We start from the raw sequence: 15664 nt of genomic DNA, 5'->3' as shown, positions 1-15664 counted from the left end.
ATCCGGCGGCATCGCGGTAGCAAAGCGGATCTTTCGCTGGGTCGGCTTGCGGCGACAAGAAGGGACATCCCCAGGCAGGGATCTTGTCTGCACCTGGCGCGATCCGAGTTGATCATGGTCATAGCTTAGCCTGGATTTTCCTCGACCAAGAGCCGGGTAGAGTTCGCCGATAGCCCTACTTAGGAAAAAGCCTGCCCCTTTTTCATAGGCCCAGTTCTGTCGATTTGATCAAGTTGCGAAAATCGTGGATTACCTCTTCACAGCGACGGAAAAAAGCCAGCACCCAATCCCGTAGCACCCTTTGCTGAGATTCGTCCAGTTCCTTGAGGGATCCCCGGTAGTGGATCTGGCCGCTGCGCTCGATCTCGAACTGGTTCAGCCATTCTGCTTTGGATCCCTGGCGTTCCACCACTTCCTGCCGTGCTGCCTTCCAATAGTTGACGATCACCGCCTTGCCCAAATAGCCGGTTGTAATCTGGCAGAGACGGTTCAGAGATTGCACGAAGACATCCATCTCCATGCGCGGGCCCGCCGCAGGAGCGGAACTGGGCTGGGTAGCGTTCCGGCCTGCCTCCGCCTGGCTGGTAAATAGACGAAAGGTGGCCAAGCCCTTTGGCGTATCCTGCTGCAGCTCGGCTCGCAGGCGGTTCACGGCCAAGGTGTAAACCGGCATCACCAGCTCGTCATTCACCGCCACCAGCAGCGCCCATTCCGGCCCAAGGGGGTAAACGAAAACCCGCTGCTCGGCAAACTGAAAGTCAAAATAGTCAAGTCCTGGGGGCATGGTCTGCAAAACTTGAAACAGCCCTTCGGTGAGGGCCTGTTGCTGTCGGCTATCCAAATCCTGAAAAGAGCGGTAGAAGAAAGGGCGACCTGCCCGACTCAAGAGCGCCACCCCCATCACCCCACGGATGGACAAAAAACTGTCGAGCGTTTCCTTCTCCATGCCCACTCAACTTGGATAACACTCTTACTCTTATCCTGACTTAGATTGCCCGAGGGTGGGCGAGCACAACCAACCGCAGTTGCGAGAGGTGGATGCTCGATTTTGGGATTTAGGAAATGCACCGGGACAAAAACGCCTCGATCCGTCCCACCGCCTCCTCCAGACGGGATCCCTCGACCACCAAAGCAAAGCGGACATAGCCTTCCCCACTGGGGCCAAAGCCAGAACCGGGAGACAGGGCAACCCCTGTGGCTCTCACCAAGTCCAGACAAAACTGGGCAGAAGAGCCGCGATAAAACTCCGGCAGAGGCGCCCACAGATACATGGTGGCTTCTGGCAAGGGCACAGGCCAACCGATGCGGTGCAGAGCCGCCACAGCTATATCCCGTCGCTCGCGGTACACCTGCCGCCAGCGCTGCAAAAAGCTATCGGGAACTGTCAAAGCTGCTGCTGCCCCCCGCAGAATGCCCTGGTATTGGTGGAAGTCGATGGTGGATTTCACCCACCGCAGGGCTCGGATCAGCTCTCGGCTGCCAATGGCGTAGGCCACCCGGAACCCCCCCATGTGATAGGACTTGGAGAGAGAAAAAAACTCGATGGTGCGGGTTTTATCGGGATCCGCCTGCAGCGCAGAAGGGGCCACCTGGCCGTCGAAGCGCCAGTCCACATAGGGAAAATCGTGGGCCAGAACGATGTCGTACTGCTGACAAAACTGCAGGGTTTCTTGCCAAAACTCCGGGGTGACGGTGGCAGTGGTGGGGTTGTGGGGGTAGTTCAACACCAGCAGCCGCGCCTGCCGGCAGATCGCTGCCGGGATCCGATCCCAGCGGGGCAAGAAGCGGTTTTCCGCCCGCAGGGGCAGGTAGTAGGGGATCCCGCCCGCCAGATGGATCCCGCCCGCATGAGAGGGATAGGCCGGATCGGCGACCAAGGCAACATCGCCAGGATTGAGCAAAGCCAGGGGCAAGAGGGCCGTTCCCTGCTGGGATCCGATCAACGGCAGCACCTCTGTTTCCGGATCGATCTCCAGGCCGAACTTCCCCATGTACCACTTGGCGCAGGCCGTCCGAAAGTCCGCCGTGTCGTGAAACAGCGTGTAGCCATAGGTAGAGGGATCCGACAGAGCCGATTGGATGGCCGCCAAGGAGTCTGAAGGTGGGGGCAGATCGGAGGATCCCAGAGACAGATCGATCACATCCAGGCCAGAGCGACGAGCCTCTCGCTTGGCTCGATCCATTTGGTCAAACACATTGCCGCCGAGGGGCTGAAGTCGCTGGGCGAGGGGAATCGACATGCAACAACTCTTGCAAAGCAGGGGGGTCTATCCTAGCTTGAGGATCCCCTCAGGGATTGTCGCCAGAAGTGGGGGAAGAGGGTGAGGTTGGGCGCGTGCTGGCCGCCGGCCCCCGGTCGAAAATCTCGATGTGCCACTGCCCTTGGCCGTTGCTCTCGAAGGCGATAAACCGGCCATCGCCGCTGATGGTGGGGTTGCGCACATCTCCCGGCACCCGGCTGCTGATGTTTTCTATCCTGCGGGTTTCGCGGTCGTAGAGAAAAATCTCAGACTTGCCCAGAGCATTGGAGACATAGACGATGTAGCGACCATCGGCGCTGATGTCGGGCGAGGTGGCCGCCACGTCGCTGGAGTTGAGGCCGGGCAGATCCACCAAGCGACGTTCCACCGTGTCGTAGAGAAAAATATCCTGGCTGCCGCTGCGGGCCGAGGAAAACACCAGGTAGCGGCCATCTCCGTTGAAAGCAGGCTCCCCATCGGGGAAGATGCTGTTGAGGCCACTGTTGGTCAGGCTGGGACGTGGGGTGCGAAAGCCTGCGGGGCTGCAGCCCAACAGCACCAAGCTCAATCCGGCCAGGCCCAGCTTTCTCGCCCACCGGGCCGCGCCAAACAGGATCCGGCCATTGGTCAGCATGGCATCGCCTCTCCAACCCACTCTTCCCATCATACCCGGTTGACAAACTCGGCTCCGGCTAGGGCTCCACCTTGACACCCTTCCAGAAGGCCACATAGCCGCGGATGTTGGCCGCAGCGGGTTTGGGATCCGGGTAGTACCAGGCGGCATCTTTGTTCTCCTGGCCGTTGACCACGAGGGTGTAGTAGCTGGCCTCCCCCTTCCAGGGGCAGGTGGTGTGGGTAGAGCTGGGCTGGAAGTATTCCCGGCGCAGAGATTCCGGCGGAAAATAGATGTTGCCTTCCACGGTTTCGTAGCGGTCTGTCTCGGCCACCACCACCCCATTCCAGATGGCCCTGGGCATGGAAAACCTCCTCTTGCCAAGTTTTGGATATCGGATTTTTGAGTTGCGGATCCCGGCGGCTGAGGCCGCCTTGCTTTGAGCTTAACTCTTCCCTTCCTCTTATGATCGTCTTGTATTGTCCGATGAGAAGCTCTCTGTCCGGTGGGGAAGCCTGCCGATCCCGAGAGCAAAGTGGAGTCTTTTAAGGGCTGCTTCCTACCGCTATTGAGCGCTACGGCTATGGCTCGCCGCAACACCCTACAAGATGACCTCAACTACCAACAAGCCAAGCGCAGCCTGCGCCAGTGGGTGGCCCAACTGGATCTGCGCCCCCAAGAGGTCGCGGGCTTAGAAGGGGAGTTGGAGAGCTTGCAAGCGCTCTTGGACAAGCTGGAAACCGAGGTCATCCACATCGCCGCCTTTGGTCTGGTGGGGCGAGGCAAGTCTTCCCTGCTCAATGCCCTGCTGGGCGAGCCAGTCTTTGAGACGGGGCCCACCCATGGCATCACCCGTACCCAGCAAGCGGCAACTTGGAACATCAGCTGGGAAACCCGCCCCCAGTCCTCCTTCTCTGGCACATCCCTGCAGGGATCCCGCCTCCCCCCTTCCTCGGTGCAGTCGGTACAGGTCGCCCATTGGCAGGGATCCCGTCTGGAGCTGATCGACACTCCCGGCCTGGATGAAGTAGACGGCGAAGAGCGGGCGCGGCTGGCCCGAGAAGTGGCGCAGCGGGCGGATTTGATCCTGTTTGTCGTCTGCGGGGATCTGACGCGGGTGGAGTTTGAGGCCCTGGCCACCCTGCGGGAGGCGGGCAAGCCTATGCTGCTGGTGTTCAACAAGATCGACCAGTACCCAGAGGCGGATCGCCAGGCCATCTACGATAAGATCCGCAACGAACGGGTGCGGCAGCTCCTTTCCCCCGACGAGATCGTCATGGTGGCGGCCTCCCCTCGCGTGCCCCGCCTGGTACAAAGGCCGGATGGGAGCTTTGCTGCCCAGATGGAAGTGGGATCCCCGCAGGTGGATGAGCTGCGCCTGAAAATCCTGGAAGTCCTGCATCGGGAGGGGCGTTCGCTGCTGGCCTTGAATGCCCTCCTGTTTGCTGATCGGGTTAACCAGCAGGTAATTGAGCGCAAGCTGCAAACCCGTGCCCAGCAAGCCCAAGACCTCATCGCCTCAGCCGCCCGCACCAAAGCGCTGGCGGTTGCCCTCAACCCCATCACCCTGCTCGATACCTTGGGAGGGCTGGCCATCGATGTCACCCTGATCCTGCGCCTGGCCCGCCTGTACGGCTGGCCCATGAGCACTGCAGGAGCCACACAACTGCTGCAGAAGATCATCCTCAGCATGCTCAGCCTGGGCGCCGGCGAGTGGGTGGCGCTGTTGGGCCTGGGATCCCTGAAAACCTTGCTGGGAGGATTCTCTCTGGGGGCCTACGGCTCCGTGGCCCTGACGCAGGCGGTGTTGGCCGGGTTTTCCTGCTATGCCATCGGCGAGTCCGCCCGCCGCTACCTCGCCCAAGGGGCCAGTTGGGGGCCAGAGGGGCCCAAAGCCGCCATAGCCCAGATTTTGGCCGATTTGGACGAAGCCTCGATTACCGCCCGCCTGCGAGAGGAAATCCGCCACAAAATCGGATTTGCTTTCCCCTGACCCTCTACAATCAAAAAGCCGAGCCGCGTCGTCCTCATGACCTACTGCCTTGGCATCATCACCCGCTTTGGCTTGGTGATGGCGGCAGATTCCCGCACCAACGCCGGGGTGGACTACGTCTCCACCTATCAAAAGCTGTTCGATTTTTCCGTGCCCGAAGAACGGGTGATCTTGATCTGCACGTCCGGCAACCTGTCCATCACCCAGGGCGTTTTGACCGAAGTGCAGCGGGATCTGCGCCAACCGGAAAGTACCAATCTCCACACCTTTCCCCACCTCTACGACGTGGCCCGCTACCTGGGATCCAAAATTCGTTACATCCAGGAGCAAGACCGACCCTGGCTGGAAAAAGACGGTATCGACGCCCAGTGCAGCCTGTTGTTGGGGGGACAGATCCGAGGCGAAGAGCCAGCCCTTTTTTTGATCTACAGCCAGGGCAACTGCATCCAGGCCACCCCGGAAACCCCTTTTTTGCAGGTGGGGGAAACCAAATACGGCAAACCCATCCTGGATCGCACCCTCTCCTACGAAACCTCGCTGGCGGATGCGGCCAAATGCGCTCTCCTCTCCATCGACTCCACCATGAAATCCAACATCTCCGTCGGCCCCCCCATCGATTTGGTGATGGTGCAAGCGGATCAGTTCAAGGTCACCCACCGTCTGCGCCTGCGCACCGGGGATCCCTACCTGGCCAAGATGCGCAAACTGTGGGAGAGCGCCCTCAAACAAGCCTTCGACCAAATGCCCCCCATCGAGTGGGACTACTCGGATCCAGCTGATCGGGAAGAGCTGCTCGACTGAGAGGAGGAGATTGGTAGGATAGGGGTTAATCCATCTCTGCCCAACCCCTGCCATGTCAGCCCACACCTTTCAAGACTTGATCTTTCGCCTGCAACAGTTTTGGGGGGAGCAGGGCTGCTTGATCCTACAACCCTACGACCTGGAAAAAGGCGCCGGCACCATGAGCCCCCACACGTTTTTGCGCGCCTTGGGGCCGGATCCCTGGCGAGTGGCCTATGTCGAACCCTGTCGCCGCCCCACCGATGGACGCTACGGTCAAAACCCCAATCGCCTGCAGCACTATTTTCAATACCAAGTGTTGATCAAGCCCTCCCCCGATGACATTCAAGATGTGTACCTAAATAGCCTGCAAGCTTTGGGCGTGAACCCGGCAGAACACGATGTTCGCTTTGTGGAAGATGACTGGGAATCTCCCACCTTGGGGGCTTGGGGCGTGGGCTGGGAAGTGTGGCTGGACGGCATGGAAGTAACCCAGTTCACCTACTTTCAGCAGGTGGGCGGACAAGATTGTCGCCCGGTTTCTGTAGAAATTACCTATGGGCTAGAGCGCCTGGCCATGTATCTGCAGGGGGTGGATTCGGTTTTCGATCTCTGCTGGAATGAGCATCCTTCTCTGGGACGGATTACCTATGGACAAATCTATTTCCAAAATGAGGTCGAGCAATCTTATTACAACTTCGAGTATTCCGATCCGGAGATGCTACTGGAATTGTTCCGGCTCTACGAAGCCGAGGCCAAGCGTTTGATCGAAACCACCCAACAGAAACTGCAGAAACAGGTGTTGCCGGATCGGTTGGCCGTGTCTCTGCTCCTGCCCGCCTACGACTATGTGCTCAAGTGCTCCCACACCTTTAACCTGCTCGACGCTCGTGGTGTCATTGCTGTAGCCGAGCGCACCCTCTACATTGGGCGCATCCGTAACCTGGCTCGACAATTGGCGGAGCTGTACGTTAGCCAAGCCGATCGACCGGGATCCAGCTATGCCCTGCGGCAACCGGAACCCGCTTTGGTTTACAGGGGTGCCTCTCCCCAGAGTTAATTCTTGAGAAAGGGATCCCACCTTTGGCTATGATGAGAGATTGGTGTCAGCAAGGTGCTGGCTGCCCAAATGGCTCTTGTGGAAAGTCAGTGACCTCGTTTTCATCCTCTTTTTCTGACCAGTTCACCTTACTTTTTTCGGAAAAGCTTTATGTTTTACCATCATCCCGTCACTCGGGTTTCCATCTTTATTGATGGCAATAATATGTTTTATGCTCAACAGAAAAATGGCTGGTTTTTTGACCCACGCCGGGTGCTGGATTATTTTGTTAGATCACAGCCAAATGTTGAATTGGTCAACGCCTTTTGGTACACCGGCATCAAGGATCCCCATGATCAGAGGGCCTTTCGAGACGCTCTGATCAGCATGGGCTTCACTGTGCGCACCAAGATCCTCAAAGAATATCGAGATGAAGACTCCGGTCGGTACTCCCAAAAAGCAAATCTGGATATCGAAATAGTAATCGATATGTTCAACACCGTTGGCCAGTACGATAGGATCATTCTATTTAGCGGCGATGGAGATTTTGAGCGGGCCGTCGAGCTGTTGCGTTCCAAAAACACGCTGATTACAGTTGTCTCCACCGAAGGGATGATCGCCCGCGAGCTGCGCAACGCCACCGACCGCTACATCGACCTCAATGACATTCGCCCCTACATTGAGAAGTTAGACAAGTAGTGCTTTGGGCAGGGTTCTGGACTGCTTCCTCTGCCGTCGGGTCAGACCCATAGCCTCCTGGCGAGCTGGCGACAACACCGCCCGAGCTCGTTCTGGCTTTTTCCATCTTCACGGATCCCATCCCTGCCACACAAGCGGCACGTCCGTTGTACCGGCTCTAGTCAGCGCTGCCGGAAAGGAGCTGTCCCGGCCAATTCCAGTAGGGTGCTCTGGTGTCCGGCAGAAGGGCTGTGTCTTCTCCCCTTGGCAGCCAACTTCTGGGCAACCTCAGTTCAGGCAGGGGAGCAGAGAGGCTAGCATTGTAAAAAATCTTTGCCCTGATCAGGTTTTTATGACCGGCGTTCCTGTCTCCCGTATTCGCAACTTTTCCATCATCGCCCACATCGACCACGGCAAATCCACCCTCGCCGATCGCCTCCTGCAGGAAACGGGCACCGTTTCAGCCCGCGAGATGAGGCCACAACTGCTGGACAGCATGGAACTGGAGCGGGAACGGGGCATTACCATCAAGCTGCAAGCGGCCCGCATGAACTACCGTGCCCAAGACGGCCAAGATTATGTTTTGAACCTGATCGACACGCCGGGGCATGTGGACTTCACCTACGAAGTCTCCCGCTCCCTGGCCGCCTGTGAAGGGGCGCTGCTGGTGGTGGATGCCTCTCAAGGGGTGGAGGCCCAAACCCTGGCCAACGTCTACCTGGCCCTGGAGAACAACCTGGAAATTATTCCGGTGATCAACAAAATCGACCTGCCGGGCGCCGAGCCGGAGCGGGTCATTGCCGAGATTGAGCAGGTAATCGGCCTCGACTGCAGCGGGGCAATCCTCGCCTCTGCCAAGGTAGGTATTGGCATTCAAGAGATTCTGGAGGCCATTGTGCAGCGGGTGCCCCCCCCACGGGATACGGTGGCGGATCCCTTGCGGGCCTTGATTTTCGATAGCTATTACGACGCCTATCGCGGCGTGATCGTCTATGTGCGCATCATGGACGGGGAGGTGAAAACGGGGGACAAGATTTGCTTTATGGCCTCTGGCCGAGAATACGAGATTACCGAGCTGGGGGTGATGCGTCCCAACCAAGAGCCGGTGGATGCCCTACATGCGGGCGAGGTGGGCTACATGGCCGCCGCCATCAAGAGCGTGGAACACGCCCGTGTTGGGGATACCATCACACTGGTGAATCGCAAAGCTCCTGAGCCCCTGCCCGGCTACAAAGAAGCCAAGCCGATGGTGTTTTGTGGCCTGTTCCCCAGCAGCTCCGATCAGTACGCCGAACTCAAAGAGGCTCTGGAAAAGCTCAAGCTCAACGATGCTGCCCTGTACTTTGAGCCAGAAATTTCCAGCGCCATGGGCTTCGGCTTCCGCTGTGGTTTTCTGGGCCTGCTGCACATGGAGGTGGTGCAGGAACGCCTAGAGCGGGAGTACAATCTCGATCTGGTGATCACAGCTCCGACGGTGGTGTACCAAGTTACCCTCAACAACGGCTCTGTGATTCGGGTGGACAATCCCAGCAAGCTGCCTCCCCCCAACGAGCGCACCAGCATTGAGGAGCCGATTGTCAGGGTAGAGGTGATTCTTCCTGAGGAATTTGTCGGTACCGTGATGGAGCTGTGTGAGACCAAACGCGGCACTTTTAAAGACATGAAATATCTGGCGCAGGGTCGGACTACGCTGGTGTATGAGCTGCCTCTGGCGGAAGTGGTCACCGACTTTTTCGACCAGTTGAAATCGCGCACCCGCGGTTATGCCAGCATGGACTACCAAATGATTGGCTATCGCGCCGATGATTTGGTGCGTTTGGACATTTTGATCAACGGCGATGTGGTGGATTCTCTATCCACAATTGTGCATCGGGACAAAGCTTTTTATGTAGGCCGTTCCCTAGTTGCCAAGTTACGGGAGCTGATCCCACGCCATCAATTTGAAGTGCCCATTCAGGCGGCAATTGGCTCTAAGGTGATTGCTCGTGAAACCATACCAGCCCTGCGCAAAAACGTCTTGGCCAAATGCTACGGAGGAGATGTGACCCGCAAACGCAAGCTTTTGGAAAAACAAAAAGAGGGGAAAAAACGCATGAAGGCGGTGGGAACGGTGGATGTGCCCCAAGAAGCGTTTATGGCCGTGCTGAAGCTGCAGAATGACTAGGGCGATGGGCACTCAACTGGGGCGGGAAGAGGTGTTGGCCTGGCTACAGGAGCGGGTGTCTCCTCCTCGCCTCCGCCATATCTTGGGGGTAGAGGGGATGGCCCGACAGCTGGCGGCCCACTACGGGCTGGATGAGCAGAAAGCTGCTTGGGCAGGGCTGATGCACGACTTGGCCAAGGCTTTCCCGCCGGAGCAACTGTTGCAAAGGGTGGCTCAGGAACGGGAGCTGGATGAAATTGAGCGGGCCGAACCTCACATCCTGCACGCTGAGGTGGGATCCCTGGTGGCGCGGGAGCAGTTTCAGGTACAGGATCCGGAGATTTTGGCGGCCATTGCCAACCACACGCTAGGGCAGCCCGGCATGGATCCGCTCAGTTGCGTGGTTTTCGTGGCCGATGCCCTGGAGCCGAATCGGGGCAGCAACCCAGAATTGGAGCGGTTGCGGCAGATGGCTTTTGTAGATTTGTCTAAAACCGTAGTGGGAGTATGTGACTTGAGCCTAAAATTTTTGCTAGACCGGAATCAGGTGGTTCATCCGCGCACACTCATGACTCGGAATCATTTTTTGTTACATCCTTTAGAAAAAGCGGTGTCCTAGGTTAACTCAGTCGTTTCAGGAGGGTTTTAGTTGCTACATCTCATGCCTGACCCTGCTGGGGATCCCATCTATTGCATGGCGCTGAGTGCAGCTCGCGCGGCAGAAGAGAAAAAAGGTGGCGATATCGTTCTGCTGGATGTATCCCAAGTCTCCACTTTGGCAGATTACTTTCTTCTGGTCAGCGGCTACTCGCTCACGCAAGTCCGCGCCATTGCCCGAGCAATTGAGGAAAAGGTTTGGGACGAGTGGAAACAAACTCCGCGCCGCATCGAAGGGCAGGAATCGGCCTCTTGGATACTGATCGACTATGCCGATCTCATTGTCCATGTGATTATGAAACAGGAAAGGGACTACTATGACCTAGAGTCTTTCTGGATCCAGGCTCAGCGAGTCGATCTGCCCATAGCAGGCTAAATCTATTTGTTTTGGATCCCTGGATTTGGCAGTTCTTTAGGTCTTGGAGCCAAGGGAAGAGTTGCTCTTTACAACTCTTTAACTGCCTTCCAGGGCCTCCTTGACAGACAGAAGTTTTAGTCAATTGTCAAGAAATATGTAAGTTTCTTAATATTCCCGCAATTTCTTACACAGTCACGTGTTAGGGTAGTGAATGACAAATAGCTGAGTAAGATCTTCCTGCCTCTTGCAGTCGAGTTTCTATAGTCTTTGTTAAACGCTCTACCTTGTTTCTCTTGAACGCTGATAATTCTTCGTTGGTACTGAATACCAGCAAAAAGATTTTCCAGCTGCTGATGGCTCCTATTGGCTGCTTTCAGCGGCAAGTGGAAAGGCAAACGAGGCGAATAGAGGAGGCAAGGATTGGCTGCACAAGAGGATCTTACGAACGAAACCGCAACTTCTTCCCGACGGCAGACTTAACTGCAACCGGCTTAAATGGTCGGCCTGTAGGCAAAATCCGGTGCCAAAAGCAGCGGAGGAAGATGGGGAAGCAGCGTTTTTTGTTTAATGTCTGTTTTTAAGAGCGACAGGGATTTTTAGGAGGGACATTCATCATGGAAAAGATGTTGGTTAATATCGTCGAGTACCTGGCATTGGGAGAACTGGAAACTATCCTCTCCACTGAGCACCCCCATCAACAGGTGTTTTATGACGCTAGGGAGCGGGAAGCGATGATGCAGCAGATCCTAAACCGGGTCCCCGCCATCTACATGTGGCTGGCTGCCGATGAGTGTCCCAGCCGCGATCAACTCAATTCCTCTGAGCTGGAATTGCTGCGGTCGGTAGTGCGGGATGTGGTCAATCAAAAACTCCAACAAGCCTCTTTTGGCCTTGACCCCTATGCGGGATCCATGTCAGAGGTCTTCTACGGATAGAGGGGGCGGGCTTAAGCTACACTGCAAAGGCGTTGCCTTAGCTTGTTGCCTCTGCCCATGTTGCCTGTTTACTATTCCGATATTTTCCTCAGCCACGATACTGGGCCATTTCACCCCGAGCGTCCGGCTCGCTTGCAGTCCATTGTTAAGGCGCTGCGTGGTGCCCCTTTTGCCAACCAGTTGGAATGGCGGGATCCCCCCTTGGCGGAGCTGGCAGAGCTGGAGCGAGTACACTCGCGTCAGCACATCCAACAGGTGGCTGAGTTGGCAACAGCAGGTGGGGGACACATTGATGCCGACACTGCTCTCTCGGAGAGAAGTTTTGAAGCGGCGCGCCTGGCTGTGGGGGCTTGGGTGGCCGGCTCTGCCTCGGTTTTGACCACCGCTCAGCCAGCGCTGGTGCTGTGCCGTCCACCTGGGCATCACGCAGAGCCAGAACGGGCAATGGGGTTTTGTTTATTCAGCAACGCAGCCATTGCGGCGCTGTGGGCGCTGGATCAGCCGGGGGTGAAGCGGGTGGCGATTTTCGATTGGGATGTTCACCACGGCAACGGCACGCAGGCGGTGGTGGAGCGCTATCCCCAACTGGCCTATGCCTCCATCCATCAGTTTCCCCTCTACCCCGGCACCGGCTCCGCTCGCGAAACCGGGATCCACGGCAACCTCTGCAACGTGCCTTTGCCTGCCGGCTCGGATTGGTCGGTCTACAAAAAGGCCCTCGACGAGAAGATCTTGCCGTTCTTGCAAGCGTTCCAGCCCGATTTGCTGCTGGTGAGCGCCGGCTTCGACTGTGCCAAAGGGGATCCCCTGGCCGGTATGCAGCTAGAGCCGGAAGCCTTTGGCCGCATGGCCCGCCTTTGCCTGGAGCAGGTGACCCGCAAAACCCTCTTCGGCTTGGAAGGCGGCTATAACCTGGACAACCTGGCGCGCGGCTGGCTGAGCCTGGCCCAAGCTTGCCTGGAGAGTTAACCTTTCCACTTCACCTTGGGTAAAATCTGCCGCACATCCACCCGATCCTTGTACTTGAGAGCAAAGTTGAGCAGCGAATCCAAGAGGGAATCGGACAGATAGTGGGGCTGGAGGCCCAGGTCTAGGAGCTTGGTGTTTTTGGCGTTGTAGTAGTGCTCTTCCAGCTCGACGCGGGGGTTCTCCAGGTGGTTGATTTCCACCTTCAGGCCCATGGTGGCTCCCGCCTTTTGCACCAGCAACGCCAGTTGCTCAACACTAAATTGCTCTGTGAACTGGTTCATCACCCGGAATTGGCCCGGCTCGGCAGGGTGAGCAATGGCCAGCTCCACGCAGCGCACCGTGTCGCGGATATCCAGGAAACCGCGGGTCTGGCCGCCCTTGCCATACACTGTCAGCGGATGGCCCACGGCAGCCTGAATGCAGAAGCGGTTCAGAGCTGTGCCGAATACGCCATCGTAATCGAGACGGTTGATCAGCACCTCGTCCATGCCGGTTTCTTCCGTCAGCACGCCGTACACCACTCCTTGGTTGAGGTCGGTGGCGCGCAGGCCCCAGACGCGGCAGGCGAAGTGGATGTTGTGGCTGTCGTGTACTTTGGAGAGGTGATACATGGATCCCGGCTGCTTGGGGTAGGGCAGGGTATCCTTGCGGCCATTGTGCTCGATGGTGATGTACCCCTCCTCAATGTCGATGTTGGGGGTGCCATACTCACCCATGGTGCCCAGCTTCACCAGGTGGCAATCGGGAAATTCCTCTTTGATGGCGTAGAGGATGTTCAAGGTGCCCACCACGTTGTTCACCTGGGTCATTACCGCGTGTTCGCGGCTGATCATCGAGTAAGGGGCAGAGCGCTGCTCGCCAAAGTGAACAATGGCATCCGGCGGGAAGCGGCGCATGCAGGAGATCAGGGCTTCGTAGTTGGTAACGTCGCAGACAAAGATGGGAATGTCCTTGCCGGTTAGCCCCTTCCAGCGATCCACCCGTTGCTCTAGCTGGGCAATGGGGGTCAGGGTAGAAACCCCCAGTTGCAGATCCCAGAGGCGGCGGACGTAGGAATCGAGAATGGCCACCTCATAACCCCTGTTGGATAGGTGCAGGGCTGTCGCCCAGCCACAGTATCCGTCACCACCAATAACCAGGACTTTCATCAGGGAAGCAAAATTCGGCTGCTCACGAATCTACCAAGTTATGGCACCAAAGACAAACTCTCCTGGGATCCCTTCGGGGTGCTGGATAGCCCCCTATTCGATGCGAGGCGGGTTGTCCAGGGTATAAACCGTGGTCTCGGCGGCAATGGCACGGCGCAGGTGAGCTGGGACTTGGTAGAGGCCCAGAAGGGTGATGCCATCGATGAATTGCAGTGCCCCTCGCTCGGGATCCAACTGTTGGCTCAGCATCTGGTCGATCTGCTCCGGTTCTGGCCTGGGGGAGATGGGATCCTGAGCTGCCAGGGCAAAACCCAGTGGGCCACCGTAGGTGGGGGCATAGATGGCGTAGGGCTGCACGGCGGCAAACACCGTTTTCAGGGTGCGAACAATGCGGGTGTGTTGATGAAGCTCAACCGGCCCCGTCGGCCCGGCTTGGATGGTGAAAGCCCCATCGGGCTGCAACTTGGAGCGGATCTGGCGGAAAAACTCCTGGGTGAAGAGGCGGTAGGCAGGGCCGGACTCAATGGGATCGGAGAGATCGGAAAGGATCACATCCCAAATGGGGCCTGTTTCCTGGAGAAAATCCAAGGCATCGGCAATCACCACCTCCACCCGCGGATCTTCAAAGGATCCCTGGTGCATTTCCGGCAGGTGCTCTCGGCAGGCTGCCACCACCTCCCCATCGATGTCCACCATCACCACCTGCTCCACCGAGCGCCAACGCAGCACCTCCCGCAGCGTTGCCCCTTCTGCCCCCCCCAACACCAGTACCCGCCGGGGGATCCCGCCCGCTTGGACAACCTGCACCATAGCCGGATGAACCAAAGCCTCGTGGTACAGAAACTCATCCACGGTAGTGGATTGCCAATGCCCATCCAGCATCAGACCCTTGCCGAAGGCCCCCGTCTCGGCGATCAGCATCTCCTGGAAAGGGGTTTTTCGGTAGGCCAAGATGCGCGTGACGGCACGGGCGGTGTAGTCCCAAGGGGTAAAGTACTCCTGAACCCAGAAGAAACTTCTCGGGCTGCTCATAAGCACCTCGCTACAGCTTTTTCCAGCAACATAGACTGACCTCTGGGGTGAATCGGATCCCACCCAGCCTACAGATGGCCCCCATGACAGTTTGGAAAAAGCTGCGATTGGCGAAGATCTCAGCGCCTTCGTCGGGTCGCTTCACAGGTGAGCACCTCAGCCGAGTCTGGGGCCTCTTCCAGGAGTGTCGGTTGCGCGGTGCGGCGGGGCACCTTGCGCAGGGAATATCGTCGCGCTTGAAACACGTCGATCAGATATTCACAGGCCGCTTCCGGTCGGGTGTGGCGACCACAGGTGAACACATCCACCGCCGCGTAGCCCGCTTCGGGCCAGGTGTGAATGGAGATGTGGGATTCCCCCAAAAGAGCGAGGGCTGTAATCCCCTGTGGCTCAAATGGATGGCACAGCTCTCCCAAAAAGGTGGAGTTGGAGCGTCTGGCTGCCTCTCGCAAAGCCTGTTGCACCAGAGAGGCATCATCCAAAAGTTTGGCCGGGCAGTCGTAAAGCTCCAGGATACAGTGGATCCCGATCAGAGCTGGAGACCTATCCCCTAATTGGCCAGATAGTGTGTGCAGCATACTATCCCCTAATTGGCCAGATAGAACTGATTAGAACCAGAGGCTGCACAGAAAGCGCAGCTTTACCATTATCTCACAATTGACATACTCCCCTGCCTAAAGGCAGGGGATTCTGGTTCCTGGTTCTGCGACAGCACTTACCGTGTCAGGTTGCCCCTCCACAGCAGCGGTGCTCATCGCGGCAGCGGGCCGTAGGCCTTTCTCCCCAGGCGTTCCCCCTTTCGGGGCGGTTCCCTTTTGCCCAAAGGTACCGTTGTTCCACTCCTCACCCAACAGCTCCAGCCCTTTGCGCAGGATGTTGATGGCCGCATTCTCATCTCGGTCAATCACCACCCCACACCGCGGGCAGCGGTGAGTGCGAGTGGACAGCGTCTTCTTCACCCGATGGCCACAATGAGAACAGTCCTGACTGGTGTACTCCGGTGGCACGGCCACCACCACCTTGTTGAAGACCTTCCCGTAGGAGTCCAGCCACCCGGTGAATAAACTCCACCCGGCATC

General features: G+C 57.6%; 17 protein-coding genes. 9 read left to right on the top strand and 8 right to left on the bottom strand.

The annotated features are described in order from the left end of the window. Positions 1-202: 202 nt before the first annotated feature. The 4 genes from NW842_RS09120 to NW842_RS09105 all read right to left on the bottom strand — a co-directional run bounded on the left by NW842_RS09120 (position 203) and on the right by NW842_RS09105 (position 3217). Positions 203-946 carry a hypothetical protein gene (locus tag NW842_RS09120; protein WP_238376831.1) on the bottom strand — a complete coding sequence of 248 codons (744 nt, stop codon included), beginning with the start codon at positions 944-946 and terminating at the stop codon, positions 203-205. Between the two features lie 109 nt (positions 947-1055). Next, entirely contained in the window at positions 1056-2240 is a 1185-nt protein-coding gene (locus NW842_RS09115) for an LL-diaminopimelate aminotransferase (RefSeq protein WP_414417896.1), read from the bottom strand. Positions 2241-2289: 49 nt separating this feature from the next. Then, positions 2290-2874: a TolB family protein gene (locus NW842_RS09110; protein ID WP_414380455.1), complete on the bottom strand. Its 585-nt coding sequence runs from the start codon at positions 2872-2874 to the stop codon at positions 2290-2292. Between the two features lie 58 nt (positions 2875-2932). Beyond that, the gene (locus NW842_RS09105) at positions 2933-3217 is read right to left on the bottom strand and encodes a DUF427 domain-containing protein (protein WP_414328853.1); all 285 of its coding nucleotides are present in this window, start codon (positions 3215-3217) and stop codon (positions 2933-2935) included. A 219-nt stretch (positions 3218-3436) separates the two neighbouring features. Between NW842_RS09105 and NW842_RS09100 the strand changes: the two genes are divergently transcribed. From NW842_RS09100 to NW842_RS09060, 9 genes are all read left to right on the top strand, one after another. Next, a complete protein-coding gene (locus NW842_RS09100) occupies positions 3437-4846 on the top strand; it encodes a DUF697 domain-containing protein (protein ID WP_414356311.1) in 1410 nt (469 codons plus the stop codon). Positions 4847-4882: 36 nt separating this feature from the next. Continuing rightward, entirely contained in the window at positions 4883-5647 is a 765-nt protein-coding gene (locus NW842_RS09095; RefSeq protein WP_414412782.1) for a peptidase, read from the top strand. 52 nt (positions 5648-5699) lie between these two features. Continuing rightward, the gene (glyQ, locus tag NW842_RS09090; protein WP_414328660.1) at positions 5700-6686 is read left to right on the top strand and encodes a glycine--tRNA ligase subunit alpha; all 987 of its coding nucleotides are present in this window, start codon (positions 5700-5702) and stop codon (positions 6684-6686) included. 150 nt (positions 6687-6836) lie between these two features. Continuing rightward, positions 6837-7364, top strand: a complete 528-nt coding sequence (locus NW842_RS09085; protein ID WP_011431737.1) for an NYN domain-containing protein — start codon at positions 6837-6839, stop codon at positions 7362-7364. Positions 7365-7695: 331 nt separating this feature from the next. Continuing rightward, positions 7696-9507, top strand: coding sequence for a translation elongation factor 4 (gene lepA, locus NW842_RS09080; RefSeq protein WP_414382983.1), 1812 nt, complete (start codon positions 7696-7698; stop codon positions 9505-9507). Positions 9508-9511: 4 nt separating this feature from the next. After that, a complete protein-coding gene (yqeK, locus tag NW842_RS09075) occupies positions 9512-10105 on the top strand; it encodes a bis(5'-nucleosyl)-tetraphosphatase (symmetrical) YqeK (protein ID WP_011431735.1) in 594 nt (197 codons plus the stop codon). A gap of 42 nt (positions 10106-10147) precedes the next feature. Then, a complete protein-coding gene (gene rsfS, locus NW842_RS09070) occupies positions 10148-10519 on the top strand; it encodes a ribosome silencing factor (RefSeq protein ID WP_414417895.1) in 372 nt (123 codons plus the stop codon). Between the two features lie 596 nt (positions 10520-11115). Further along, positions 11116-11436, top strand: a complete 321-nt coding sequence (locus tag NW842_RS09065; RefSeq protein WP_011431733.1) for a hypothetical protein — start codon at positions 11116-11118, stop codon at positions 11434-11436. A gap of 57 nt (positions 11437-11493) precedes the next feature. After that, positions 11494-12405: a histone deacetylase gene (locus tag NW842_RS09060; RefSeq protein WP_414373483.1), complete on the top strand. Its 912-nt coding sequence runs from the start codon at positions 11494-11496 to the stop codon at positions 12403-12405. On the opposite strand, the gene NW842_RS09055 is transcribed toward NW842_RS09060, so the two are convergent. The 4 genes from NW842_RS09055 to NW842_RS09040 form a co-directional block, all read right to left on the bottom strand. Continuing rightward, positions 12402-13553, bottom strand: coding sequence for an NAD-dependent epimerase/dehydratase family protein (locus NW842_RS09055; protein WP_414373485.1), 1152 nt, complete (start codon positions 13551-13553; stop codon positions 12402-12404). The two genes, NW842_RS09060 and NW842_RS09055, sit on opposite strands and share 4 nt — an antisense overlap. Positions 13554-13646: 93 nt before the next feature. Next, positions 13647-14585, bottom strand: coding sequence for a fused MFS/spermidine synthase (locus tag NW842_RS09050; protein WP_414328671.1), 939 nt, complete (start codon positions 14583-14585; stop codon positions 13647-13649). Between the two features lie 119 nt (positions 14586-14704). Then, on the bottom strand, positions 14705-15163 hold the full coding sequence (gene speD, locus NW842_RS09045; protein ID WP_414328672.1) for an adenosylmethionine decarboxylase: 459 nt from the start codon (positions 15161-15163) through the stop codon (positions 14705-14707). A gap of 96 nt (positions 15164-15259) precedes the next feature. Further along, on the bottom strand, positions 15260-15664 hold a 405-nt coding region (locus tag NW842_RS09040), incomplete at its 5' end, for an RNA-guided endonuclease InsQ/TnpB family protein (RefSeq protein WP_414417894.1).

Source organism: Synechococcus sp. R55.4 (assembly GCF_047461935.1).
GTDB lineage: Bacteria > Cyanobacteriota > Cyanobacteriia > Thermostichales > Thermostichaceae > Thermostichus.
The sequence above is the reverse complement of the archived record's forward strand: the minus strand, read 5'-3'. Positions and strand labels throughout refer to the sequence as shown.